General features: G+C 54.6%; 21 protein-coding genes. 11 read left to right on the plus strand and 10 right to left on the minus strand.

The features are described 5' to 3' along the window. The gene (arsC, locus tag AC6I8T_RS15365) at positions 1 to 348 is read left to right on the plus strand and encodes an arsenate reductase (glutaredoxin) (RefSeq protein WP_208723837.1); all 348 of its coding nucleotides are present in this window, start codon (positions 1 to 3) and stop codon (positions 346 to 348) included. On the opposite strand, the gene hda is transcribed toward arsC, so the two are convergent. The 3 genes from hda to upp form a co-directional block, all read right to left on the minus strand. Then, positions 345 to 1,052 carry a DnaA inactivator Hda gene (hda, locus tag AC6I8T_RS15370; protein ID WP_021184321.1) on the minus strand — a complete coding sequence of 236 codons (708 nt, stop codon included), beginning with the start codon at positions 1,050 to 1,052 and terminating at the stop codon, positions 345 to 347. The two genes, arsC and hda, sit on opposite strands and share 4 nt — an antisense overlap. Before the next feature lie 87 nt (positions 1,053 to 1,139). Continuing rightward, on the minus strand, positions 1,140 to 2,423 hold the full coding sequence (uraA, locus tag AC6I8T_RS15375) for a uracil permease (protein ID WP_208723836.1): 1,284 nt from the start codon (positions 2,421 to 2,423) through the stop codon (positions 1,140 to 1,142). Positions 2,424 to 2,494: 71 nt separating this feature from the next. Continuing rightward, positions 2,495 to 3,121, minus strand: coding sequence for a uracil phosphoribosyltransferase (upp, locus tag AC6I8T_RS15380; RefSeq protein WP_021184323.1), 627 nt, complete (start codon positions 3,119 to 3,121; stop codon positions 2,495 to 2,497). Positions 3,122 to 3,362: 241 nt separating this feature from the next. On the opposite strand from upp, the gene purM reads away from it, so the two are divergent. Together purM and purN are read left to right on the plus strand one after the other, a co-directional pair. Beyond that, positions 3,363 to 4,403 carry a phosphoribosylformylglycinamidine cyclo-ligase gene (gene purM / locus AC6I8T_RS15385; RefSeq protein WP_013510051.1) on the plus strand — a complete coding sequence of 347 codons (1,041 nt, stop codon included), beginning with the start codon at positions 3,363 to 3,365 and terminating at the stop codon, positions 4,401 to 4,403. Next, positions 4,400 to 5,038 (plus strand): phosphoribosylglycinamide formyltransferase, encoded by a 639-nt coding sequence (gene purN, locus AC6I8T_RS15390; RefSeq protein ID WP_497834095.1) that lies wholly within the window; start codon positions 4,400 to 4,402, stop codon positions 5,036 to 5,038. Before purM ends, purN begins: the two co-directional genes overlap by 4 nt. Positions 5,039 to 5,156: 118 nt before the next feature. Here the strand turns inward: purN and AC6I8T_RS15395 are convergent, their stop codons facing one another. The 5 genes from AC6I8T_RS15395 to AC6I8T_RS15415 all read right to left on the minus strand — a co-directional run bounded on the left by AC6I8T_RS15395 (position 5,157) and on the right by AC6I8T_RS15415 (position 12,680). Next, the gene (locus AC6I8T_RS15395) at positions 5,157 to 5,900 is read right to left on the minus strand and encodes a T6SS immunity protein Tli3 family protein (protein ID WP_208725560.1); all 744 of its coding nucleotides are present in this window, start codon (positions 5,898 to 5,900) and stop codon (positions 5,157 to 5,159) included. A gap of 2 nt (positions 5,901 to 5,902) precedes the next feature. After that, complete coding sequence (locus tag AC6I8T_RS15400) at positions 5,903 to 8,047, minus strand: T6SS effector phospholipase Tle3 domain-containing protein (protein WP_497834096.1); 2,145 nt, start codon at positions 8,045 to 8,047, stop codon at positions 5,903 to 5,905. 176 nt (positions 8,048 to 8,223) lie between these two features. Then, a complete protein-coding gene (gene pstB / locus AC6I8T_RS15405; RefSeq protein ID WP_208723832.1) occupies positions 8,224 to 8,991 on the minus strand; it encodes a phosphate ABC transporter ATP-binding protein PstB in 768 nt (255 codons plus the stop codon). Between the two features lie 12 nt (positions 8,992 to 9,003). Next, complete coding sequence (gene pstA, locus AC6I8T_RS15410) at positions 9,004 to 10,602, minus strand: phosphate ABC transporter permease PstA (protein ID WP_208723831.1); 1,599 nt, start codon at positions 10,600 to 10,602, stop codon at positions 9,004 to 9,006. After that, positions 10,599 to 12,680: an ABC transporter permease subunit gene (locus AC6I8T_RS15415; protein ID WP_208723830.1), complete on the minus strand. Its 2,082-nt coding sequence runs from the start codon at positions 12,678 to 12,680 to the stop codon at positions 10,599 to 10,601. Before AC6I8T_RS15415 ends, pstA begins: the two co-directional genes overlap by 4 nt. Positions 12,681 to 12,862: 182 nt before the next feature. Between AC6I8T_RS15415 and ppk1 the strand changes: the two genes are divergently transcribed. From ppk1 to AC6I8T_RS15445, 6 genes are all read left to right on the plus strand, one after another. Further along, a complete protein-coding gene (gene ppk1 / locus AC6I8T_RS15420; protein ID WP_208723829.1) occupies positions 12,863 to 14,923 on the plus strand; it encodes a polyphosphate kinase 1 in 2,061 nt (686 codons plus the stop codon). A gap of 5 nt (positions 14,924 to 14,928) precedes the next feature. Next, entirely contained in the window at positions 14,929 to 16,452 is a 1,524-nt protein-coding gene (ppx, locus tag AC6I8T_RS15425) for an exopolyphosphatase (RefSeq protein WP_021184330.1), read from the plus strand. Between the two features lie 12 nt (positions 16,453 to 16,464). Then, entirely contained in the window at positions 16,465 to 17,064 is a 600-nt protein-coding gene (gene tehB / locus AC6I8T_RS15430; protein WP_021184331.1) for a tellurite resistance methyltransferase TehB, read from the plus strand. Between the two features lie 193 nt (positions 17,065 to 17,257). After that, complete coding sequence (locus AC6I8T_RS15435) at positions 17,258 to 17,443, plus strand: YfgG family protein (RefSeq protein ID WP_036626450.1); 186 nt, start codon at positions 17,258 to 17,260, stop codon at positions 17,441 to 17,443. A 119-nt stretch (positions 17,444 to 17,562) separates the two neighbouring features. Continuing rightward, entirely contained in the window at positions 17,563 to 18,996 is a 1,434-nt protein-coding gene (gene mgtE, locus AC6I8T_RS15440) for a magnesium transporter (RefSeq protein ID WP_208723828.1), read from the plus strand. Between the two features lie 76 nt (positions 18,997 to 19,072). Beyond that, positions 19,073 to 19,252 (plus strand): GDFGVC terminal motif YodC-like protein, encoded by a 180-nt coding sequence (locus tag AC6I8T_RS15445; RefSeq protein WP_021184335.1) that lies wholly within the window; start codon positions 19,073 to 19,075, stop codon positions 19,250 to 19,252. Between the two features lie 16 nt (positions 19,253 to 19,268). Here the strand turns inward: AC6I8T_RS15445 and AC6I8T_RS15450 are convergent, their stop codons facing one another. Together AC6I8T_RS15450 and gcvA are read right to left on the minus strand one after the other, a co-directional pair. After that, the gene (locus AC6I8T_RS15450) at positions 19,269 to 20,051 is read right to left on the minus strand and encodes a DUF3750 domain-containing protein (RefSeq protein WP_208723826.1); all 783 of its coding nucleotides are present in this window, start codon (positions 20,049 to 20,051) and stop codon (positions 19,269 to 19,271) included. Between the two features lie 570 nt (positions 20,052 to 20,621). Next, positions 20,622 to 21,512: a transcriptional regulator GcvA gene (gcvA, locus tag AC6I8T_RS15455; protein ID WP_497834097.1), complete on the minus strand. Its 891-nt coding sequence runs from the start codon at positions 21,510 to 21,512 to the stop codon at positions 20,622 to 20,624. Positions 21,513 to 21,624: 112 nt separating this feature from the next. On the opposite strand from gcvA, the gene AC6I8T_RS15460 reads away from it, so the two are divergent. Further along, on the plus strand, positions 21,625 to 22,524 hold the full coding sequence (locus AC6I8T_RS15460; protein ID WP_208723824.1) for a DMT family transporter: 900 nt from the start codon (positions 21,625 to 21,627) through the stop codon (positions 22,522 to 22,524). Positions 22,525 to 22,623: 99 nt separating this feature from the next. Continuing rightward, a complete protein-coding gene (locus AC6I8T_RS15465) occupies positions 22,624 to 23,517 on the plus strand; it encodes an oxidoreductase (protein WP_208725559.1) in 894 nt (297 codons plus the stop codon). Position 23,518: the final 1 nt, after the last annotated feature.

Here is a 23,518-nt window from a genome sequence, read left to right on the forward strand (position 1 = left end):
ATGGTGACCATTTATCATAATCCACGTTGCAGCAAGAGCCGCGAGACGCTGGCGCTGCTGCAACAGCAGGGAGTGCAGCCGGAAGTGGTGCTGTATCTGGAAACACCGCCTGATGCGCAAACGCTGAAAGCGTTGCTGAAAAAACTGGGTATGACGAGTGCACGCGAGCTGATGCGCCGCAAAGAAGATCAGTATAAATCGCTGGGGTTAGCTGAACCCGGTCTTAGCGAGGATCAGCTGATTCAGGCGCTGGTTGAGCATCCCAAACTGATCGAGCGCCCGATTGTGATCAACGGTGAACAGGCGCGCCTTGGCCGCCCGCCCGAAGCGGTGCTGGAGATTATTTAAAGCCCCAGCGCTTCTTTAACAAAGGGAATGGTGAGTTTACGCTGCGCGCTGATGGAGGCGCGATCCAGTCGATCCAGGGTTTCAAACAGAGTACGCATTTCGCGGTCGAGGCGTTTCAACAGGAAACGCCCGACATCCTCCGGCAATTCAAAGCCGCGGATCCCGGCACGCAATTGCATCGCCTGCAACTTGTCGTCATCCGACAATGGCTGTAAACGGTAAATCTGGCCCCAGTCGAGACGTGATGCCAGATCCGGCAACCCGAGATTGAGCTGGCGCGGCGGGCGATCGCCGGTGATCAACAGACGGGTTTTGCCGATTTCCAGAATGCGGTTATAGAGATCAAAGATCGCCATCTCCCACTCGGCGTCCCCGGCGATGCACTCGATATTATCGATGCACACCAGTGCCAGATGCTCCATCCCTTCCAGCACTTCCGGTACGAACCAGGTGCGTTTGTCCAGTGGGACATAGCCGACCGCTTCACCGCGTGCCGACATTTCGGCACAAGCAGCGTGCAGCAGATGGCTGCGGCCACCACCTTCGCGCGACCAGAAATAGAGATAGCTGCCGTGTTGTTGCACCAGCGCACCCTGAAGTGCAGCTAACAGGGACGGATTTTCCCCAGGCCAAAAGCTGGCAAAGGTTTCGTCATCAGGTAAGTAAAGTGGCAGTGAAAGCTGTGCCGGCGTGTTCAGAAGCACCTCAGCGTATGAACGGGCAGAAAACGGGGCAAGTCTATCACGATCCTCGCCAGAGATGAACCGGGCTTCCCTGCCCGGCAAACGCGCTTAGGGTTCGCGTTGCTCTTCAGCATCCAGAACCACTTCTTCCGGACGTAACAAGCTAATTACGCGGAAGATCAGGCTGAGTGCCACGCCAACAATGGTCGCCAGCGCCATACCTTTCAGCTCGGCGGCACCGATATGCACTTTGGCACCGCTGACGCCGATGATCAGGATCACCGAAGTGAGGATCAGATTCTGCGCTTTGTTGTAATCCACTTTGGATTCAATCAGCACACGAATACCTGAAGCACCGATCACCCCGTACAGCAGCAGTGACACGCCACCCATCACCGGCACCGGAATCGCCTGAATCGCGGCGGCCAGTTTGCCGACGCAGGAGAGCAGAATCGCCAGGATTGCCGCCCCGCCGATCACCCAGGTGCTGTAGACACGGGTGATCGCCATGACGCCAATGTTCTCACCGTAGGTGGTGTTGGGGGTTGAACCAAAGAAACCGGAGATCATGGTGGAAAGGCCGTTGGCGAACATGGAACGATGCAGGCCTGGATCGCGGATCAGATCTTTTTTCACGATATTCGCCGTCACCACCAGGTGACCAACGTGCTCGGCGATCACCACCAGCGCCGCAGGCAGAATGGTCAACATCGCCGCCCACTCAAAACGTGGCGTATAGAACGTCGGCAGTGCAAACCACGGCGCATTCTCAACCGACGCCCAGTTTACGATGCCCATAAAAGAAGAAAGCGCGTAGCCAACCAGCACACCAATCAGAATCGGGATAATGGCAAAGAAGCCACGGAACAGCACGGAGCCAAACACGGTAACACCCAGCGTCACCAGCGAAATAAACACGGTGGTGCCATCAGGTGAGGTGCCCTCAGCAGGCAGCAAACCAGCCATATTGGCCGCCACGCCCGCCAGTTCAAGGCCGATAACCGCCACAATCGCACCCATTGCCGCAGGCGGGAACATCACGTCCAGCCAGCCGGTGCCCGCCTTTTTCACTATCAGGGCAACAACACAGAACAGGAAACCGCAGAGGATGAAGCCGCCCAACGCGACTTCATAGCCCAACGGTAACAGCAGCAGGACCGGAGAAATAAAGGCGAAGCTGGAGCCGAGATAAGCCGGGATTTTCCCTTTACAGATGAAGAGATACAGCAGCGTCCCTACCCCGTTAAACAGCAGCACCGTGGCCGGGTTGATGTGAAACAAAATCGGCACCAGCACGGTTGCGCCAAACATGGCGAACAGATGTTGCAGACTGAGTGGAATGGTTTTGAGTAGCGGCGGTCGTTCGCTAACGCCGATGGCGCGACGAGTCATTCAGTGATCCCCTTGAGTTGTGTGGTGCATTTTTGCCAAAAAAAAGCCGACTCTCTGGCCGGCTGCTTTATTTATTTGGTTCCGAAAATCTTGTCGCCGGCATCGCCGAGACCAGGAATAATGTATCCCTTCTCGTTCAGGCCTTTGTCGATTGAAGCGGTATAGAGTTCAACGTCCGGATGCGCTTTTTCCAGCGCGGCAATACCTTCCGGTGCCGCCACCAGCACCAGCACCTTGATGCTGTTACAACCGGCTTTTTTCAGCAGGTCGATAGTCGCGATCATCGAGCCGCCGGTTGCCAGCATCGGATCCACCACCAGCGCCATGCGCTCTTCGATGTTGGAAACCAGTTTCTGGAAGTACGGTACCGGTTCCAGCGTCTCTTCATCACGGTAAACGCCGACCACGCTGATACGCGCGCTCGGTACGTGTTCCAGCACGCCTTCCATCATGCCCAGACCGGCACGCAGAATCGGTACGACGGTAATTTTTTTGCCTTTGATTTGTTCGATTTCTACCGGGCCATTCCAGCCTTCAATCGTAACGCGCTCGGTTGCCAGGTCGGCAGTGGCTTCATAAGTCAGCAGGCTGCCAACTTCTGACGCCAGTTCGCGGAAGCGTTTAGTACTGACATCATGCTCACGCATCAGGCCCAGTTTATGTTTGACCAGCGGGTGTTTGACTTCCACGATCTTCATGATTGTTCTCCCGGAATTGAGTTGAGCTAAAAAAAAATCGCGGGATTATACCGCCTTTTTCCTGCTGCGCCATATGTCATTGGTCAATACAACGCCTTCCACCATCTGAGATTAAGGATTAGCGAAAAAGCGGTGCCGTGCAAAGGGGGCGTGAGATGGGACTCGCAAACGTTTGCCTGCGCTGGTAGAATTACGCCGCTTTATTTTAACCACCAACCGCAACTCGCGTGGGGATTCCGCAGTGACCGACAAGACCTCTCTCAGCTACAAAGACGCCGGTGTTGATATTGACGCAGGTAACGCTCTGGTTGACCGCATTAAAGGCGTAGTGAAAAAGACCCGCCGCCCGGAAGTGATGGGTGGACTGGGGGGCTTTGGCGCGCTTTGTGCGCTGCCGCAGAAATACCGCGAGCCAGTGCTGGTCTCCGGCACCGACGGCGTCGGCACCAAGCTGCGTCTGGCGATGGATCTTAAGCGCCATGACAGCATCGGTATCGATCTGGTGGCGATGTGCGTGAACGATCTGGTGGTGCAAGGCGCTGAGCCGCTGTTCTTCCTCGACTACTATGCCACCGGCAAACTGGATGTCGACACCGCTTCCTCGGTGATCACCGGTATCGCTGAAGGTTGTTTGCAATCAGGCTGTGCGCTGGTTGGCGGTGAAACCGCAGAGATGCCTGGCATGTATCACGGCGAAGATTACGACGTGGCGGGTTTCTGCGTCGGCGTGGTGGAAAAATCAGAGATCATCGACGGTTCGAAAGTGCAGGATGGCGATGTTCTGATCGCGCTGGGTTCCAGTGGCCCGCACTCTAACGGTTACTCGCTGGTACGTAAGATCCTGGAAGTCAGCCAGACTAACCCGGAAACCAAACAGCTGGAAGGCAAACCGCTGGCCGATCATCTGCTGGCACCGACCCGCATTTACGTGAAAAACATCCTGAGCCTGATCGAACAGGTTGATGTGCACGCCATTGCGCACCTGACCGGTGGTGGCTTCTGGGAAAACATTCCGCGCGTACTGCCGGATAACACTCAGGCGGTGCTGGAAGAAAGCAGCTGGCAGTGGCCGGCAGTGTTCAACTGGTTGCAGCAGGCCGGTAATGTTAGCCGTCACGAAATGTACCGCACCTTTAACTGTGGCGTGGGCATGGTGATTGCGCTGAGCGCAGCCGAAGCTGATAAAGCGGTACAGCTGATGACTGACGCAGGTGAGCAGGCGTGGAAGATTGGTGTGATCAAAGCGTCTGATTCTGAAGAGCGTGTGGTTATCAACCCATGAAAAAACTGGTTGTACTGATCTCCGGCAACGGCAGCAATCTTCAGTCCATCCTTGACGCCTGCGCAAGCGGGCGTATTAACGGCAGCGTGGCTGCCGTTTTCAGTAATAAATCCTCAGCGTTGGGTTTAACCCGTGCGCAGGAAGCCGGTGTGCCGACTCATGCGCTGGCTGCCAGTCAATTCGCTGACCGTGAGGCCTTTGATCGCCAGCTGATGCAGGAGATTGATGCTTACGCCCCTGATTTGGTGGTGCTGGCGGGATATATGCGTATCCTCAGCCAGGCATTTGTCGCGCATTATCATGACCGTCTGGTCAATATCCACCCTTCCCTGTTGCCAAAATATCCCGGTCTGCATACCCATCGGCAGGCACTGGAGAATGGCGACGCAGAGCATGGTACTTCGGTGCATTTCGTCACCGATGAACTGGATGGCGGGCCGATTATTTTACAGGCGCGCGTACCGGTGTTTGCCGATGATACGGAAGAGGATGTTACCGCCCGCGTGCAGCACCAGGAACACGCCATCTATCCGCTGGTGATTAGCTGGTTTGTGGAAGGACGTTTGCAGATGCGCGAGGGTGCGGCCTGGCTGGATGATCAACCGCTGCCACCGCAGGGCTACGCTCACGATTGATCTCAGATTCAATACTGACTTCGCGCGATAAATCGCGCCGCTACCGTATTTGCAACCCTCCGTAGCGGCGCGATTTATCGCGCTTGTTTTTTGTGCCGCGAAAATGGCGCAGCGACATTCATAGCCCGGCATTCAGGTCGCATTTCATATGCGTCCAGCCCTGATAATTTTTGACTTCAGGTATCCGGTCCGGCAGGTTCTGGAAGTTGGTGTAATACTGGTTTACCGAGCGATGTAAAATGCGCGGATCGATATATTCACGGCCCCATAATGATGTATCCAGGCCTTCAGCCGGACGTATGGCATCGATATGGTGCGGTATTTTTCTTCCCCTGAACTCCACAACATAATCCACACCTGTTCCGCCGGGTTGCAGACGCGGGTCATCGAAAGGGTGAGAAGACATATAAATACGGCCCTGTCTGGTCAGCAGAAACCCCTGGTCGTTGATAATCGTGGCAGAGACAATGTCATCATATTTAGGTGCATTAGAACCATTGTCCTCTTCACCTTTAATTGACGCATTTTGCCAGGTTTTTCCGTAGTCTTTGGAAACCACAAATCCTGCTTCACCCCAGTTAGGAACCGCTATATATCGTTCAGAGGCATTAATATAGGGTTTGGTAAAAATTCGGTAAAACTGAGACCATATTTCGCTCCGAATGCCTCGTTGCTGATCCACGAACCAAAGTTCTCCCTCACAATTATAACCTTTCAGCTCCAGCCAGCGGTGGTCATCAAACCGGTACACTACCTGTACCGGTTTCTGGCGTGGTTTTAACAAGTTGTGCTGACATCCGCTAATCATGAACAAAGCAACAACCACTATCGTTGATGTAAATCCTTTTATATATTTCAGCATCATTAAAACACCATTTTTTGGCCGGTGGAGGGGATATCATAATGACTGGCCGGTTCCGGCATATCCCACTGAGGTAACGGGATCTCTTTATGATGAAATTCTCCAGGTCGAGCCGGATCAATTTTGGTTGCGGGATGGTATTCATTAACGACGCCAAATTCACCTTTTGGTAAAACATCATTGGGCTTATTCATGAAACGCTTCGTTTTCTTTTGGGACAACTCGCCAGATTTGTAATAAGTCTTAGTATCCTCATCCGGATTATACTTATGCCGCCAGTCGGCCAGCTTTCTCAGCCGTAGCCAGAATTCCGGATCCTCAAACGCCATACAGTTACCAATCGCCAGGTCATACGCCACCGCTTTTTCCTGTACATTCGGATCCATCACAATGGCCGAGTGCTGACTGAATTTGACCGGGTCACCATATTTCGCCATCTCTTCAATTTCCTGGTCGGTTTTGTTCCGCAACAACCGATATTCCATACGCTGCTGAGAACCAATAACCCGGCCGCCGGTAAACTGCGTTTTGTAATAATAATTCACCGCACTCAATTCATTTTCAGTGAGTACATGCCCCGGTTGCATAAAATAGGCGTGTAATTCGAGCACCGGACGGGTTTCTTTTACCTGCCACACGCCCTCGTGGGCACGGGCGGAATAATCGATATAGCGATCCTCTCCCGCAATACCGGTTTTAAACTTCATCTCCCCTTCATTGCTGCTGCCCATCATGGTCAGTTCAAACACCTGTGGCAGCGCTTCGGCATTGATAGTTACACCGCTGTGATGCGGATAGGTCGCGTTGGTGGCCCAACCGTCATAGCGGAAATCTCCTTCTTGCCAGGCCGGTTTCTCAAACGGCTGACCCGTCGGGTTGCCTCCGGTGGTATAGCGCTGGCAAAACGCCCGCTGGTAAAGGTTCTCCATCCCGGCGGCTAACTGGTCAGAGATCCCTCGCCAGCCAAAACCCTGCACGCTCTGGAGCGACACGATGCCATCGTCCGGGCAGAAGTAGTTGTACACCCGACCATAATTGTTGCGGCCGTAGCGCGGGTCGCTGTGCCACTGGTGTTTGCGCGCCAGCGTACCGTCGTTCATCATCGCCTGCACAAAGTCCGGGTGATAGCGCCCGGCAGGATCATATTTGGGGTTAGTCGCCATCAGCCGACAAAAGTTACACAGGGTTTCCTGACGGGCTTTTGCGGTCTGCTGGCGGCCCGGGAGCTGGTTTTCCAGAAAACGCGGTGCCAGCGAATAAGGGGAATGGCAGAGGATGGTGCAGTCAGCCACTGCATATTGGGGGTCCTGCTGTCTTACCAGCATATTGGCCAGCATGGTGATAATGGTGCCCTGGCTGTGCGCAACGATATTAATGGTATCAAGTTCAGTTTTAGGGTTTTTTCTAATCTCAAGAATCAAATCCGCCAGCCGCTGTGCCGCAAAGAACTGATAAATCCGGTGCGGATTGCCGTAAATCGGGTGCGTATAATCCCCCCCGTTCAGCTTGCGGCTGTATACCCCCGCCATCCAGATGGCGCCGCCGTTGGCGCCCGGCCCGAGCATATCCGGGATACAGGTGGTGGCATTGGCGAAGGTGCCACCCCCTTTCGCGACGGACAGATCCAGCACGTTACCGTAGTAATCGTTACAAAAACCGCGACTTTCCGGGTTAAGTTTTTTCAGCCTTTTAGGGTCATTCTCCTGAAACGCGTCATATGGCAGCACCGATTCCAGCCCGAGCTTTTTGACTTCATCCCGGTAACGCTGCTGGTCGTTGTCATACGTCTCGCGGTCCACCGGGCGATATCCCCAGTAAAACGGGATCACCGGCGAGCGTCCACTGTGGGTCACGCGCCGTGCAGCACCGTTCAGGTCGGTTAAGCCACTTATTTCCGCCCATCGATGAGGATGCATATCGGTGCGCGCCAGCCGGGTATTCAGCCCGGCGACAATCCCCTGCTCCTGCGTCTCGTAGGCTTCGCCAATATCATTGACGCCATGCACCAGAATAACGATGCAGGGTAATGGGCTGCGCACCGCAAATTCCTGGGTGAGCATTGCCCCTGCGGTATCACGGGGCACACCAATAAAAGTCCCGAGAACCGGGTTGTTGAACACATCGTCCGACTGCTTTTCCTTGCTCATCGTGTTGCTTCCCTTACTCACGATAGCGTTGCGTCTCGACTGGCAGACCGACGCAACATCTCCTGGCCACGCTACCAAGCGTGGCATCCATTTAGTTGCGTGAGAGGATAGTCAACAATGGTGACTAAGCGAGAAAATCTTTGTCAATCTGGCCGGCAGCACACAAAATTTCCCACTCAACCAAACCGCCCGGTGATGTAATCTTCGGTACGCCGCGCTTGCGGTGAAGTGAAGATCCGATCCGTCTCATCAAACTCCACCAACTGCCCGTTATGCATAAATGCGGTGTAATCGGACACGCGCGCCGCCTGCTGCATGTTGTGCGTTACCAGCACCAGCGTGAAATGTTGCTTGAGCGTCGTCATTAATTCTTCAATCACCAGCGTGGAGATGGGATCGAGCGCGGAAGTTGGCTCGTCCAGCAATAAGACTTCCGGTTCAATGGCGATCGCGCGTGCAATCACCAACCGTTGCTGTTGACCGGTAGAGAGGGTTAACGCGTTTTGCCCCAGTTGATCTTTCACTTCACTCCATAACGCCGCCGCGCGTAGCGCACGTTCGCAGGCTTCATTCAATATCCGGCGGTCACGCACCCCTTGCAAACGCAGGCCATACACCACGTTTTCATAAATTGATTTGGGGAACGGGTTAGGTCGCTGAAACACCATGCCGACACGGCGACGCAGTGCAGCCAGATCCTGCTCCGGTTGCATAATGGCATGCTGCCCCAGCCAAATCTCCCCTTCCATGCGGCTACCATCAATCACATCATTCATGCGATTAAAACAACGCAGCAACGTCGATTTGCCACAGCCGGAAGGGCCGATCAGCGCCGTGATATGGTTCTTCGGCAGTTGCAGGTCAATGTTATTCAGCGCCTGGCGCTCGCCATACCACAGCGAAAGCTGATTAACCTTGAGGGCAATGTCGTAATCAGGGGTCATGTGGAGAACCTTTTAATGCGTCATAAGCCGGTAACGCTCGCGCAGGCGGTGGCGCAACACCATCGCCAGCAGGTTGAGCGACAGGATAATGACCACCAGCAACAGAGCGGTGGCATAAACCAGCGGGCGGTCAGCGTCGATATTCGGGCTTTGAAATGCCAGATCGTAAATCTGAAAACCGAGGTGCATAAACTTGCGGTCAAGATGTAAATACGGAAATACCGCGTCCACCGGGAGTTCCGGCACCATCTTCACCACGCCAACCAGCATCAATGGGGCGGTTTCCCCGGCTGCACGCGCGACCGCCAGAATCAAACCGGTCAACATCGCTGGCACTGCCAGTGGCAACACCACGCGCCACAGGGTTTCCGCCTGAGTGGCTCCCAGCGCCAGCGATCCCTGTCGCAGGCTGTCCGGAATGCGTGATAATCCTTCCTCGGTGGCGACGATCACCACCGGCAACGTCAGCAACGCCAGCGTCAGCGCCGCCCATAACAAACCCGGGGTGCCAAATGTCGGGTTTGGCAGTGCGCGTGAGTAAAACAATTGGTCGATAGTGCCGCCAATCAGCCAGACAAAAAAGCCAAGGCCAAACACGCCGTACACAATCGATGGCACACCCGCCAGATTGACCACCGCAATTCGTACCAGCCGGGTCAGAGCATTACGTCCGGCATATTCATGCAGCCAGAGTGCCGCCACCACGCCAAGCGGCATAACGATGACCGACATCAGCAGTACCATCAGCACAGTGCCAAAAATTGCCGGTAGCGCGCCACTTTCGCTTTCGCCCGCCGCCGGATTATTGCTGACGAATTGCCACACCTGGCTGAAGAAATGTTGCACTTTCTGGCCGAAGCTCATGCTATTCGGGTACCAGGCCGCGACAATTTGCGCCAACGGAATCACATGGTCCTGCCCCTGCACATCGCGCAGCACCAGCACATCCCGCTGGCTTTCACTTTGCAGCTGGCTCAGTTGATTAGCCAGGGCGCTAAAACGCCGTTGCAGCGCGGCGCTGTTGGCATCGTATTCAGATTGCCGCCGCGCACTGAACACCCCTTTGCGTTGCTGCTCTTCCGCCTGTTGTTGCAGGTTTTCCAACTGGGCATTGAGACGCGCCATATCAATACGCCGGATCTGGCTCGCCTGACGTAGCTGCTCATGTGCCGCTTTTAAACGTTGATGCAGCAGCGCATCGCGATCGCGCGCCGTCAGCACTTCATTATTTTCACGCAATTCGATAAACCAGCCGTAAGCATTCCCGCCGCTGCGCCGCTGCAACACCATTACATCCGGCGGCTGACGGATTTCGGCCTGGTTTTGGCTGTCAATGACGCGGAAATCAGGCGGAGCAAAATCACGATTACCGGTTTTCACCACATAACGCCAGCCGCTGCCATGCTGCTGGCGCTGCACTGTCTCGCCCAGCAGCTTCACCGGTTCACCATCGGGTGGCTGGAGCTGATATAGATCGACCGGCTGGGGCCAGAAGGCGCGCATACCCTGCCAGGCCAGCAGCCCAATCAGCAAGGTAAAAGCCAACAGGCAGACGGCCACCGCTCCGGCGGTGAGCCAGCGCCAGCGATCATTTTGGCGCATCGCCTTCATCCCTGCCCCTCATGCTGGCTGAAACGCTGGCGCAGACGCTGACGAATGACCTCCGCCACCGTGTTAATGATCAGGGTAAAAATCAGCAGAATCAGCGCGCTAAGGAACAAGATACGATAATGGGCGCTCCCTGCCGCCGCCTCCGGCATCTCAATGGCGATATTGGCTGACAACGCGCGCAGCCCGGCAAACAAGCCACCTTCGCTCACCGGCGTATTGCCGGTCGCCATCAGGACGATCATGGTTTCACCCAACGCCCGACCAAAACCGATCATCAATGCGGCAAAAATACCCGCTGAAGCCCCCGGCAGCACCACGCGCGTCAGGGTTTGCCACGGTGTCGCCCCCAATGCCAGCGACCCTTGCCCCAGTGAGAGCGGCACACTGAACAAGGCATCTTCCGCTAAGGTAAAGATCAGCGGCACCAGCGCGAATCCCATCGCCAGCGCGGCCACCAGTAGGTTGCGTTGCTCATAATGGGCCAGACGCTCCCCGATATTTGGCCAGATGTAAGTGGGTAGCCACAGCGTAAACAGGGTGACGGCCAGCAATATCGGCAGCAATAACAACACTTCGTAGCCCGGCTGACGCCAGCGTGCGGGCAGACGCGGGCTTAACAGGCCACATAACAGCAAGGTCGCTGCCAGCACCAGTGGCAGCAACAGCACGCCAATCAACGCATTGCTGATGTGTGGTGCCAGCCAGATCCCGGCAATCAAACCGATGACCACGCTCGGCAGCGCCCCCATCATCTCAATGCCCGGCTTGACCCAACGACGCAAACCCGGCGTCATAAACCATGCGGTATACATCGCCGCTGCCAGCGCCAGCGGCGTGGCAAACAGCAGCGCCAGGCTGGCCGCTTTCAACGTGCCAATCACCAGCGGCATCAGACTAAACTTCGCCTGATAGCTGTCCCCTGCGGCGGTGGATTGCCACACCCAATCGGGCCGCGGGTAGTTTTCATACCAGATTTTTTGCCACAAATTACGCCAACTAAAATCCGGCCAGGGATCGTCGAGGCGCAGACGCTGCCATTGCCCTGCCCGCTCCAGCAGCAGCGTGTCACCGCGTGGAGAGAACGCAGCCGCCTGAACGCCGGGAGCCAGTTTGCGGGTGACAATCGGTCCCGGCTGTTTGCTGGCAAACAAGCTAACCTCGCCTGCCGCATTCAGGGTGGCGAATACGCGGCGCTGGGACTCAGTGACAATTAAGCTCGCGCCCGCGCTGGCATTGAAGGTGCGTATTTCCTGTAAACGCGGCCCCTGCGGCCCGGCAATGGCAAACCACTGGCTGACGCCGCGCGTATCCTGAATCAATAAGGTACGCCCCCCAGCCAACAGATGCAGGCTTTGCGGTTTCTCCGTCAGGGTTTGCGTTTCGCGCAATTGCGCACCATCCGCGCTGACTTGCCAGACGCGCAACAGGCGGCCTTCGCTGGTATACAGCACGCTGCCATCGGGTGAGAGCAACAGGCGATCGGCCTGCTGCTGCGGCAGAAGAATTTGACCAACGCGGTTTGAGTTATCCAGTGTCAGGAGAACAATTCCGGCAGCGGTTTGCGCTGCAATCCGCCATTGGTTGTCCGTGAGCGTAGCCAGCGCCATGTGCGACACCGCCCCCTGGGGAAGATGTAACGGACGATCGCCGAGTGGAAAGCGCCATTCGCCGTTAACCGGCTGCATCAGCAGTAGATCGCCCTGCATATTCAGCAGCAGGCTGTGATGGTCGGCGCTCTGCGCTACCCCATCCGGTTTGCCCTGCAACGCCAGCGCAGGTCCGGCAGGTTGTCCATCCAGCGGAATAAAACGTGCTTCGTTACGGCTGATACGCCAACCAAGCGGCCCATCACTGCCCATCGCCAACACCGGGGCTTTGTCCCACAGCTGTTGACTGGCAACCACCTGCACACCTGGCGTGCTAAAAAGGGGTAATACGACCCAGATTAACCAGAAGAACAGCAGTAACATCAATAGCAGAATTCCCACACCGCAAGCGGTGACGATACGCTTAACCCACCGGTCAATGGCACGGCGGCGGTTATCGCTAAAGTGGACGGGAATGCTTGTTATGCTCATGCAGATCAGGGTTAGGCTCGTAGACAAGCCGCTATGTTGCCCGTAGCTGATTGATAAGACAACTGTTGGCGTTGGACAAGCCTGCCATACTCTCGCCATAATGGTGAGGGAGACTGTGCGAAACAGCGCAATCGCGCCTTTTCGCCGGGCATCCCGTCCAGCAACAGCATCACGGAGTCAGAATGGGTCAGGAAAAGCTGTATATAGAAAAAGAATTAAGCTGGTTATCGTTCAACGAACGCGTGTTACAGGAAGCAGCGGACAAAAGTAACCCGCTGATTGAACGTATGCGTTTCCTCGGGATCTATTCGAACAACCTTGATGAATTTTATAAAGTTCGCTTTGCCGATTTAAAACGCCGCATTCTGATTGGGGAAGAACAAGGTTCACCTAGCACGCCACGCCACCTGCTGAAGAAGATTCAACAACGGGTACTGAAGTCTGACCAGGAATTTGATGCGCTGTATAACGATCTGCTGCTGGAAATGGCGCGTAATCAGATCTTCCTGATTAACGAACGCCAACTGTCACCCAACCAGCAGGTATGGTTACGTTACTATTTCAAGCATCAACTGCGTCAGCACATCACGCCAATTCTGGTCAATCACGACACCGACTTAATCGAATTCCTGAAAGATGATTACACCTACCTGGCGGTAGAAATTATTCGTGGGGACGATAAACGCTACGCACTGCTGGAGATTCCGTCCGATAAAGTGCCACGCTTCGTTAACCTGCCTGCTGAGTCGCCACGTCGTCGTAAACCGATGATCCTGTTGGATAATATCCTGCGTTATTGCCTTGATGATATCTTTAAAGGCTTCTACGACTATGATGCGCTGAACGCCTATTCGATGAAGATGACGCGTGATGCTGAGTACGATCTGGTCACGGAGATGGAATCCAGCCTGCTGGAACTGATGTCTTCCAGCCTGAAGCAGCGTCTGAATGCGGAGCCGGTGCGCTTCGTGTATCAACGGGATATGCCAGATGAAATGGTGGAGATGCTGCGCCATAAACTTTCCATCTCCAACTACGATTCGGTGGTGCCGGGTGGCCGTTACCACAACTTTAAAGATTTTATTAGCTTCCCGAATGAGGGCAAAAGCAATCTGGAAAATCGCCCGTTGCCGCAGATCCGTCACATCGGTTTTGATGGCTTCCGCAACGGCTTTGATGCGATTCGTAACCGCGATGTGCTGCTCTACTATCCGTATCATACCTTTGAGCATGTGCTGGAACTGCTGCGTCAGGCGTCTTTCGACCCGAGCGTGCTGGCGATCAAAATCAACATCTACCGAGTAGCCAAGAACTCACGCATCATGGATGCGATGATCCACGCCGCCTACAACGGCAAAAAAGTGACGGTGGTGGTGGAGTTACAGGCGCGTTTCGATGAAGAAGCCAACATCCACTGGGCCAAGCGTCTGACCGAAGCTGGCGTCCACGTTATCTTCTCTGCGCCGGGTCTGAAAATTCACGCCAAGCTGTTCCTGATTTCGCGTCGCGAAGGGGAAGAGATTGTGCGCTACGCGCATATCGGCACCGGTAACTTTAACGAGAAGACCGCGCGCCTTTATACTGACTACTCTTTGCTGACGGCGGATGCTCGTATCACCAACGAAGTGCGTCGGGTGTTTAACTTTATTGAAAACCCTTATCGCCCGGTGAGTTTCGACCATTTGATGGTTTCACCGCAAAATTCGCGCAATATGCTTTATCAATTGATTGATAACGAAATTGCCAACGTGCAGCAGGGAATTCCAGCGGGCATTACGCTGAAAATTAATAACCTGGTAGATAACGGGTTGGTGGATCGGTTGTATGCTGCTTCAGCGGCGGGGGTGAAAGTGAACCTGCTGGTACGCGGCATGTGCTCGCTGATCCCCGATTTACCGGGTATCAGCGAAAATATTCGCGTGATTAGCATCGTTGACCGCTACCTTGAGCATGACCGCGTCTATATTTTCGAAAGCGGCGGCGATAAAAAAGTGTTCCTCTCCTCTGCGGATTGGATGACACGTAACATCGATTACCGTATTGAAGTGGCCGTGTCGATCCTCGACCCGCGTCTGAAACAGCGCGTGCTGGATATCATCGCCATCCTGTTTAGCGATACAGTTAAAGCCCGTATCGTGGACAAAGAACTGAGTAACCGTTATGTGCCGCGCGGCAACCGCAGAAAAGTGCGCTCGCAACTGGCGATTTACGATTACATCAAGCAACTGGAACAACCTGAATAATTCCTATGCCAATATCCCATAAGAGTACGCCAAAGCCTCAGGAGTTTGCGGCCATCGACCTTGGCTCCAACAGTTTCCATATGGTGATTGCCCGTGTGGTGGATGGCGCCATGCAGGTGTTGGGACGCCTCAAGCAACGCGTGCATCTGGCCGATGGGCTGGATGCACAAAATCGGCTGAGCGAAGAAGCCATTCAACGCGGGCTGAATTGCCTGGCGTTATTTGCCGAGCGTTTACAGGGATTCAGTCCAGCCAACGTAACCATCGTCGGGACGCATACGCTGCGTCAGGCCATCAATGCGGAAGAGTTTTTGCAACGCGCGGCCGACGTCATTCCATACCCGATTGAGGTGATCTCCGGGAATGAGGAAGCACGTCTGATCTTTATGGGTGTGGAGCACACCCAGCCGGAGAAAGGTCGTAAGCTGGTCATTGATATCGGCGGTGGTTCGACTGAGCTGGTGATTGGCGAAGATTTTGAGCCACAACTGGTGGAAAGCCGCCGAATGGGTTGCGTCAGCTTTGCCCAGCTCTACTTCCCGAAAGGGGAAATCTCGCCGGAAAACTTTCGTCGCGCCCGTCTGGCAGCAGCACAGAAGCTGGAAACCCTGTCGTGGCAATATCGCCTGCATGGCTGGCAGTATGCGCTGGGCGCATCAGGAACCATCAAAGCGGCCTGCGAAGTGCTGCTGGCGATGGGCGAGAAAGAGAAACTGATTACCCCGGAACGGCTGGACCAGTTGTACAGCGAGGTGATCAAGCACAAATCCTTTGCTGCACTCAGCCTGCCGGGCTTGTCCGAAGAGCGCAAAGTGGTGTTTGTTCCGGGCCTGGCGATTTTGTGTGGCGTGTTTGATGCGCTGGCCATCCGCGAGCTGCGTCTGTCGGATGGTGCGCTGCGCGAAGGCGTGCTGTATGAAATGGAAGGTCGCTTCCGTCATCAGGACATTCGTAGCCGCACCGCCCAGAGTCTGGCAAACCACTACGCTATCGACAGCGATCAGGCTCGCCGCGTGTTGGAAACCACCGAACAACTTTATCTGCAATGGCTCGATCAGAATCCCAAACTGGCTAACCCGCAGCTTTCTGCCCTGCTGAAATGGGCGGCGCTGCTGCATGAAGTCGGGCTGACCATTAACCATAGCGGTATGCAGCGCCATTCGGCCTATATCCTGCAAAACACCAACATGCCGGGCTTTAACCAGGATCAACAGATGCTGCTGGCGATGCTGGTACGCTTCCATCGTAAAGCGGTGAAGATGGATGAGATGCCGCGCTTCACCCTGTTTAAAAAGAAGCAATTCTTACCGTTGGTTTTCCTGCTGCGTCTCGGCACCCTGCTGAACAATCAGCGCCAGGCGACCACGCGTCCGGATTCGCTGAAATTGTCCACCGATGACGGTCACTGGACGCTCACCTTCCCGTCTGGCTACTTTAGCCAGAATACATTGGTGCAGTTGGATCTGGAGCGCGAGCAAAGCTACTGGAATGAAGTGACCGGCTGGAACCTGATTCTGCAAGAGGAGTAAACGCGGGTTACTATGAGCATTCGTCCTGACAACTATTTCGCGGAAAAATATGGCCTGACGCCACCGCATTCGGAAGTGCTGGAAGCGCTGCCCAAATTAACGCCCGGTAAAGCGCTGGATTTGGGATGCGGCCAGGGCCGCAACAGCTTGTTTCTCAACCAGCAGGGCTTTGATGTGACAGGCTGGGACAGCAATCCGCAGAGTCTGGCGCGGTTGCAGCAGATTATCCATGAGGAGCAGCTGCAAAATATCCGCGCTGAGTCCTGTGATCTGAATCAGGTGCGCTTCAACGGCGAGTATCAGCTGGTGCTGTCCACCGTGGTGATGATGTTCCTGCAACCGCAGAGCATCCCGCAGTTGATTGCTGATATGCAGGCCAGCACGGTGAAATATGGCTATAACCTGATCGTCGCGGCGATGAGTACCGATGACTATCCCAACCCGCTGGATTTCCCGTTCACCTTTAAATCCGGCGAACTGAGCCACTACTATCGCAACTGGCATATCGTGAAATACAACGAACATGTGGGTGAGTTGCATCGCCGTGATGAAAACGGCCAGCGCATCCGCTGCCGTTTCGCCACGTTGCTGGCTCAAAAGGCAAGTTACTGACCGTAGCGGCGCGATTTATCGCGCGGGTTTTTCCTGCAACGCGCACGAAATTGCGCGATAAATCGCGTCGCTACGTGTTGGGTGGGTATTTTTAACCTTTTCTGCTCATTTTTCACCCAGCGATTGATTTAGCGATCTAAGTATGACTAAATGTTGCAATCGCCCAGAAGGGTATCAACAGGAAACACCCCGCGTGAATAACGCTTTCCCCGCACGAAGACGTCCCAAAACCGGTTCGATGACACGTATTGTTTTGCTGATCAGTTTTTTTATTTTGGTTGGCCGTCTGATTTTTACCATCCCTGGTGCCATTGAGCATCATCAGCAAAAGAAAGCCACTTCTGATCCGGTGACACAAAGCAGTAACGACACGCGTTAAGGAATTTGCGAGTCACTGCGCCGCCACATTGTCCATTGCGACGATGATGTTTGTTACGTCCTGTTTACCCGTAACGCACTACACTTCGAACTGACATTTACAGACACAAAGGACGCGTTATGTCTGCCACGCCCGCGCAACAACTGACTGAAACCCGCCATCGCATTCTAAACCTGCTGCTCACGCAACACGACCTGGTTGATGTCCTACTGGATAAGTCGGTTGACCTGCCTGCCAGCAAACTGAAAGAAGTCAGCGAGTGGCGTCATCAGTTGGAAGGCGATTTGCAGATGCTGCACGCCGCAGATTTGGCCGATATTCTTGAGGCGCTGCCGCAGGAGGAACGCCAGGCGTTGTGGCGCTTAGTGCCCTGTGAACAGCGTGGTCGGGTATTGGTGGAAGCGTCCGAAACCGTCTGGGCCAGTCTGACGGAAAGCATGACCGATCGCGAAATTCTGCGCGCGATCCAGCCGCTGGATATTGACGATCAGGCTTATCTGGCGCGTTATCTGCCGCGTGATCTGACTGGCCGTCTGTTGACCACCCTCGATCCCAGCCAACGCGCCCATGTTCTCAGCGTGGTGGAGTTCGATCGCGATCGGGTTGGTCGTATTATGGATTTCAACATTCTGACGGTGCGCGCCGATGTCACCCTCGGCACCGTACAACGCTTTCTGCGCCGCCGTCAGACCATGCCGGACGGCACCGATAAGCTGTTTATCACGGATAAAACCAATCAACTGCTGGGTGAACTGCCACTCACCACCATCCTGCTCAATCCACCAGAAACGCGGGTGGACGCGGTGATGAATGCCACGCCGACCACCTTCCAGCTCAACGATAAAGCCGAAGATGCCGCAGGCGCGTTTGAGCGTTATAACCTGATTTCTGCCGCCGTTACCGACGCCAAAGGCAAGCTGATCGGCCGCGTTATCGTCGAAGACGTGATTGACCTCGTCAATGAAGAGAATGAGAGCAATATCCGTAAAATGGGCGGTATCAGTCAGGAGGAGGATGTCTTCGCGCCAGTACGCAAAGCAGTGAGCAAGCGCTGGGCATGGCTGGCGATTAACCTCTGCACCGCTTTCGTTGCATCCCGCGTTATCGGCCTGTTTGAAGAAACCATTTCACAACTGGTGGCATTGGCTACCCTGATGCCGATTGTCGCCGGCATTGGCGGCAACACCGGCAATCAGACCATCACCATGATTGTGCGCGCACTGGCGCTGCATCAGGTGGAGCCGGGCAACTTTTCGTTTCTGATTATACGTGAGCTGGGTGTTGCGCTGCTTAACGGCGTGTTCTGGGGCGGCATCATGGGGGCCGTCACCTGGATGATGTACGATAATCTGGCGTTAGGTGGCGTTATGATGCTGGCGATGGTGCTGAACCTGTTGCTGGCCGCGCTGATGGGGGTGCTGATCCCGCTCATTATGACCAAGCTGAAACGTGATCCGGCGGTCGGCTCCAGCGTGCTGATTACTGCCATCACCGATACCGGTGGCTTCTTTATTTTCCTCGGCCTCGCCACCTTGTTTTTGTTGCACACGTAATTTCGCACAACCTAATGCGCAGGGGCGCTATCTGCCAGCTAGAATCAGCCATACCTTAACCTCGCAGGAGAATACGATGTTTAACGTGGATGATTTTGTGCAGTCGAAAACCGGTGGTCCAAAAATGTTGGTGCTACGCGTTGACGGCGATACCCTGTGGTGCGCCCGGATTGATGATGCCACCAAAAAGGAAATTGCGATCAAAGCCGACACCGTCAATCTCTATCACGAAGACGGTGACTTCGGCGTGTGTTGATGGGCTTCGCCGGGGATTAGCCCGGCGGATTATCCTGCTGCACGTTGTCGCTGCCAATGCCGCCAATAAAAGGCAGTCGCAGACGCAATGGGGTAAAATCCAGCCCCATATTCAACCCCAGAATATTGAGTTCAAACCCTTCTTCCGCGCCGAGAGTCACCCCCGCCACCCCCAGCACTGATACCTGAATCCCACGCCCCGATGGCGGCAACCCGATTGGCCGCCATAAAGGGCGATAATCTTTGCCGACCGCGTTGGCAGGCAAATCCAGCGCCAGTGCCGGTACTTCACGACCAATATGAGCAAGGAAGGTGTTGCTGTTCGGGCCTGGCCAGGCATGGTAGGTCTGCGGCCAGGGATAGGATTTGATCGCGGCTTCAATCTGCGGAATCATCGCCTGCGCTGCCGCCCCGCGATGATCGACCAGCAATCTTGGCCGTGCACCATACCAGTAGCCATCGGGGAGATTGGCGTTGTGCCGCACTTTATCGTCACTCCCCCAACTGATCACTTCATAGCGGTTGTACTGTGTTTCTCCAGCGCGTTTAAAAATAATCCACGGATGGACCGCCACCGCCCCTTTCCAGCCATAGGTGGGGGCGGCATAGACCTGAACAATGGCTTGTGCAGCATAGACGCGCGGATCGGGGGCGATGCCAGCAGAATCTCGCCGTGCCGACCACCAGCCCCCGCGTTCGCTGGAGAGCGTACCGCCATGCGTGGCTTGTGCCAGGCTGGCAAACAGCGACAACAAAACGATGATAAAAAAACCAATGGAAAATGCTTTGACGGTCAACATGGCAACATCCGGCGAGAAAACAGGCCATTCACCGTAGCCTGTCTTTCGCTGGCTCGCTTAACGTGGTGTGGCTTTCGGAGTCAATTTCAAAAATCGCATTATGCAGAGGCGACGTTCAGAGGTAAATAACAGACGATTGTCATCGGTCATATCCCTTAATTCTGGCAGGTGGTTGGTTGTACGGTCAATACGCTCAACCATTTCGATATCAAAGAAGTGGTGCGCGTTACGCAGCAACTGAACATATTTTTCCTGGAAATTATCAACCCAGTTATGCACCTCAATAATAATGGTTCAAGCTTGTAATTTCGCTAAAAAAGCCTTACTCAACAATTCAAATCCTTCGATATCGATCAACACCAGCGAGCGTTGCAACTCTTCTGGCCGTAACGACGACAGGCTCAGCTCATTAGCCTCACCGAGGATTTTAAGCTTTCCCGGTGCCAGATTACGCTGCCAGCGTGGAGATTTGCTGATCGGCTGAACAGATATTTTTCAGGGTGAGGAGATCTTTTAACTTTATCTCATTGATTCCATTACTACAATCTGCTGATTGGATTGGTGAGATGTTCAGGCCGGATAGTTGTTTTTTTCTGCCGCAGCGGTCGCCACCAGCCAGTCACGGAAACGACGGTTTATGCGCTGCAAGACGGCAGACTCTTCCCAGACCAGGTAATAGGCGATCGGAGACGTCACCGCCACCTTGAGCGGATTGATTAACAAACTCTGAGCAATCGCCTCTCTGACCAGCGATTGCCGGATGAGAGCGATACCCTTCCCTGCCAGAGCGGCTTCAACAGCACCATTTGAATCAATAAATACCGGCCCTTTAGCGGTTTCAGCATTGTGAAAGCCAAGGGCATGGAACCATAGCTCCCAGTCAAGACGATGTTCATCATGCAGCAGGGTGTAGCGCAGGATATCAGGAGGTGTCAGAGGTTTTGCCACCAGCTGGGGGCTGCATACCGGTATCAGTCGATCATTGAGCAGACATTCAACCTCCAGCCCTGGATAGTCCCCCGTACCGTGTCGCACAGCAAAATCAATCCCCTCGGAAAGCAGATCCACTTTACGGTTGGTGGTGCTGATTTGTACCTCCACACCGGAATTAGCTTGTTCAAAAGCGGGCAAGCGCGGCAGCAACCACTGCATAGCAAAACCGCTGGTACAGCTCACGGAAATTTTATTGCGCTTGCCTTCATCCATCAGCCGTTGTGTTGCTTCACTAATCTGGCTGAAAGCTGGACGAATAGCGCGCAGATACACCCTTCCTTCTGTGGTCAATTCCAGCCTGCGTGGCGTACGAATAAACAGCCGGACATTTACACTTTCTTCCAGTTTGGCTATCTGCTGACTCACCGCGCTGGGGGTGACACAGAGTTCCTCCGCCGCGTTCTTCATACTGAGCAACCTGGCGGCCGATTCAAAGCACATCAGTGCATAAAGCGGTGGGAGTTTCATGTGCCTCCATAAATTAGAAAATCTAAATATGATAAGAAATCGTCGTTTGAAACGTCATTTCAAGCGCTGCAAAGTGATATTTACGATTAAGTTGAGCTAATGGAGTAATCAAATGCGTATCCAGGACTATACAAGACTGATTCTTCTGGCCGCAATCTGGGGGGCAAGTTTTCTGTTTATGCGGATTGCCGCGCCTCAATTCGGGGCAATAAATACGGCGTTCCTGCGTGTCTTGTTTGGTTTTATTGGGCTGGCGCTGATCATGCTGGTACTGCGCTCCTCGTTTAATTTTGCCGGTAAACTGCGTGCCGCTCTCGTCCTTGGCGTGATCAATTCCGGCCTGCCGTTTTTTATGTATTGTCTGGCGGCAAAATGGCTCCCGGCAGGTTACTCCGCCATCCTGAATGCGACGACGCCATTAATGGGGGCAATCATCGGAGTGATGTTCTTCAGTGAAAAACTGACGGCACGCAAATGGATTGGTGTGATACTGGGACTGGTGGGTATCACCATCATCACTACGCTGGGCGAAAGTCATGCAGACAGCAACGTGCTGGCGGGTGTCGTAGCCTGTTTGGTGGCAACCGGCTGCTACGGACTGGCTGGCTTCCTGACACGACGTTGGATTTCGCAGCGCGGCGGTCTGGATGCGAAGACAGTCGCCTTTGGTAGCCAGATTGGTGCGACGTTATTTCTGCTGCCGTTTTTTGCCTTTTCTGTCGCGTATGAACCGGAGATTAACTGGCAGCAACCGAGCGTATGGGCCAGCGTGATCGCTGTTGGTCTGATTTGTACCGCACTGGCTTACATTCTTTATTTCCGCCTGATCGCCGATATCGGTCCGCTGCGTTCGTTAACCGTCACCTTTTTGATTCCGCCTTTTGCGGTGCTGTGGGGTTATCTGGTGCTGGGTGAGACGCTGTCCAGTGGGTTTGTGCTGGGCGCGGTGATGGTTTGTGTAGCGGTGTGGATGGTGGTGGGGCCGGGCAAGGAGAAGATGGCAGCAAGATAAATACCCTCATCATTTCTATGCAATATTAGTGTCGTAATACTGGGAAGTTTAAACACATTCCGTAACGCGCGATTTATCCTTTCAAAAAGGGGCATCATGATGAAAAACGAAAATCCCACTGTTGCGCTGATTGGCCCCGGCGCTATTGGCACCACCATTGCGGCTGCACTGCATGAAGTAGGTCGCACGCCGATGATTTTTGGCCGCACGGCACATGCGCAGCTGGAACTGCGTCACGACGAGGGAAAAATTATCGTGCCCGGGCCTGTACACACAATCCCCGCTGAAGTAGCAGCCCCCTTCGATCTGGTTTTCGTTGCAGTAAAAACCACCCAAATTGCAGCCACCGCCCCGTGGCTGGCCGCGCTGTGCGATGAACAGACGGTCGTCTGCGCGCTGCAAAACGGTGTTGAACAGCCAGCACAGTTGGCCCCCTTTGTCGCAGGTGCCACGGTTCTGCCCTCAGTGGTGTGGTTCCCTGCGCAACGTGAACCTGACGCCTCGGTGTGGCTGCGCGCCAAACCACGCCTGACCCTGCCAGCTACCCCGCAGACCCACCTGGTGGTAGCTGCGTTACGCGATACCCGCTGTCAGGTCGATATCTCAGACGATTTTAAATCGATTGCCTGGCGTAAGTTATTGCAGAACGCGGTCGCCGGGTTGATGGTGCTGGCAAATCGTCGTGCCGGAATGTTTTCGCGTCCTGATATCACTGAACTGGCGCTGGCGTATCTGCGCGAATGTCTGACGGTAGCACGCGCAGAAGGCGCGAATCTGAGTGATGCGGTGCCACAGGAAATTGTCGATGGCTTCCATCGTGCACCGGTGGATTTAGGCACCTCGATTCTGGCGGATCGCCAGGCCGATCGCCCGCTGGAATGGGACATCCGCAACGGCGTCGTACAGCGCTATGGCCGTGTCCACAGTATCGCTACCCCGATTAGCGATGTGGTGGTGCCGCTGCTGGCGGCGGGCAGTGACGGACCGGGTTGAT

The sequence above is a fragment of the Pantoea sp. X-Soil-OKNW-556 genome (genome assembly GCF_059730695.1).

What these genes read in the sequence shown, in the direction of transcription:
- arsC (WP_208723837.1), top strand. Translation starts at nt 1, where the DNA reads ATGGTGACCATTTATCATAATCCACGTTGCAGCAAGAGCCGCGAGACG.
- mgtE (WP_208723828.1), top strand. Translation starts at nt 17,563, where the DNA reads ATGTCTGCCACGCCCGCGCAACAACTGACTGAAACCCGCCATCGCATT.
- AC6I8T_RS15465 (WP_208725559.1), top strand. Translation starts at nt 22,624, where the DNA reads ATGAAAAACGAAAATCCCACTGTTGCGCTGATTGGCCCCGGCGCTATT.
- tehB (WP_021184331.1), top strand. Translation starts at nt 16,465, where the DNA reads ATGAGCATTCGTCCTGACAACTATTTCGCGGAAAAATATGGCCTGACG.
- AC6I8T_RS15415 (WP_208723830.1), bottom strand. Translation starts at nt 12,680, where the DNA reads ATGAGCATAACAAGCATTCCCGTCCACTTTAGCGATAACCGCCGCCGT.
- AC6I8T_RS15460 (WP_208723824.1), top strand. Translation starts at nt 21,625, where the DNA reads ATGCGTATCCAGGACTATACAAGACTGATTCTTCTGGCCGCAATCTGG.
- AC6I8T_RS15395 (WP_208725560.1), bottom strand. Translation starts at nt 5,900, where the DNA reads ATGCTGAAATATATAAAAGGATTTACATCAACGATAGTGGTTGTTGCT.
- pstA (WP_208723831.1), bottom strand. Translation starts at nt 10,602, where the DNA reads ATGAAGGCGATGCGCCAAAATGATCGCTGGCGCTGGCTCACCGCCGGA.
- ppx (WP_021184330.1), top strand. Translation starts at nt 14,929, where the DNA reads ATGCCAATATCCCATAAGAGTACGCCAAAGCCTCAGGAGTTTGCGGCC.
- pstB (WP_208723832.1), bottom strand. Translation starts at nt 8,991, where the DNA reads ATGACCCCTGATTACGACATTGCCCTCAAGGTTAATCAGCTTTCGCTG.
- ppk1 (WP_208723829.1), top strand. Translation starts at nt 12,863, where the DNA reads ATGGGTCAGGAAAAGCTGTATATAGAAAAAGAATTAAGCTGGTTATCG.
- gcvA (WP_497834097.1), bottom strand. Translation starts at nt 21,512, where the DNA reads ATGAAACTCCCACCGCTTTATGCACTGATGTGCTTTGAATCGGCCGCC.
- AC6I8T_RS15450 (WP_208723826.1), bottom strand. Translation starts at nt 20,051, where the DNA reads ATGTTGACCGTCAAAGCATTTTCCATTGGTTTTTTTATCATCGTTTTG.
- upp (WP_021184323.1), bottom strand. Translation starts at nt 3,121, where the DNA reads ATGAAGATCGTGGAAGTCAAACACCCGCTGGTCAAACATAAACTGGGC.
- uraA (WP_208723836.1), bottom strand. Translation starts at nt 2,423, where the DNA reads ATGACTCGTCGCGCCATCGGCGTTAGCGAACGACCGCCGCTACTCAAA.
- purN (WP_497834095.1), top strand. Translation starts at nt 4,400, where the DNA reads ATGAAAAAACTGGTTGTACTGATCTCCGGCAACGGCAGCAATCTTCAG.
- AC6I8T_RS15445 (WP_021184335.1), top strand. Translation starts at nt 19,073, where the DNA reads ATGTTTAACGTGGATGATTTTGTGCAGTCGAAAACCGGTGGTCCAAAA.
- AC6I8T_RS15400 (WP_497834096.1), bottom strand. Translation starts at nt 8,047, where the DNA reads ATGAGCAAGGAAAAGCAGTCGGACGATGTGTTCAACAACCCGGTTCTC.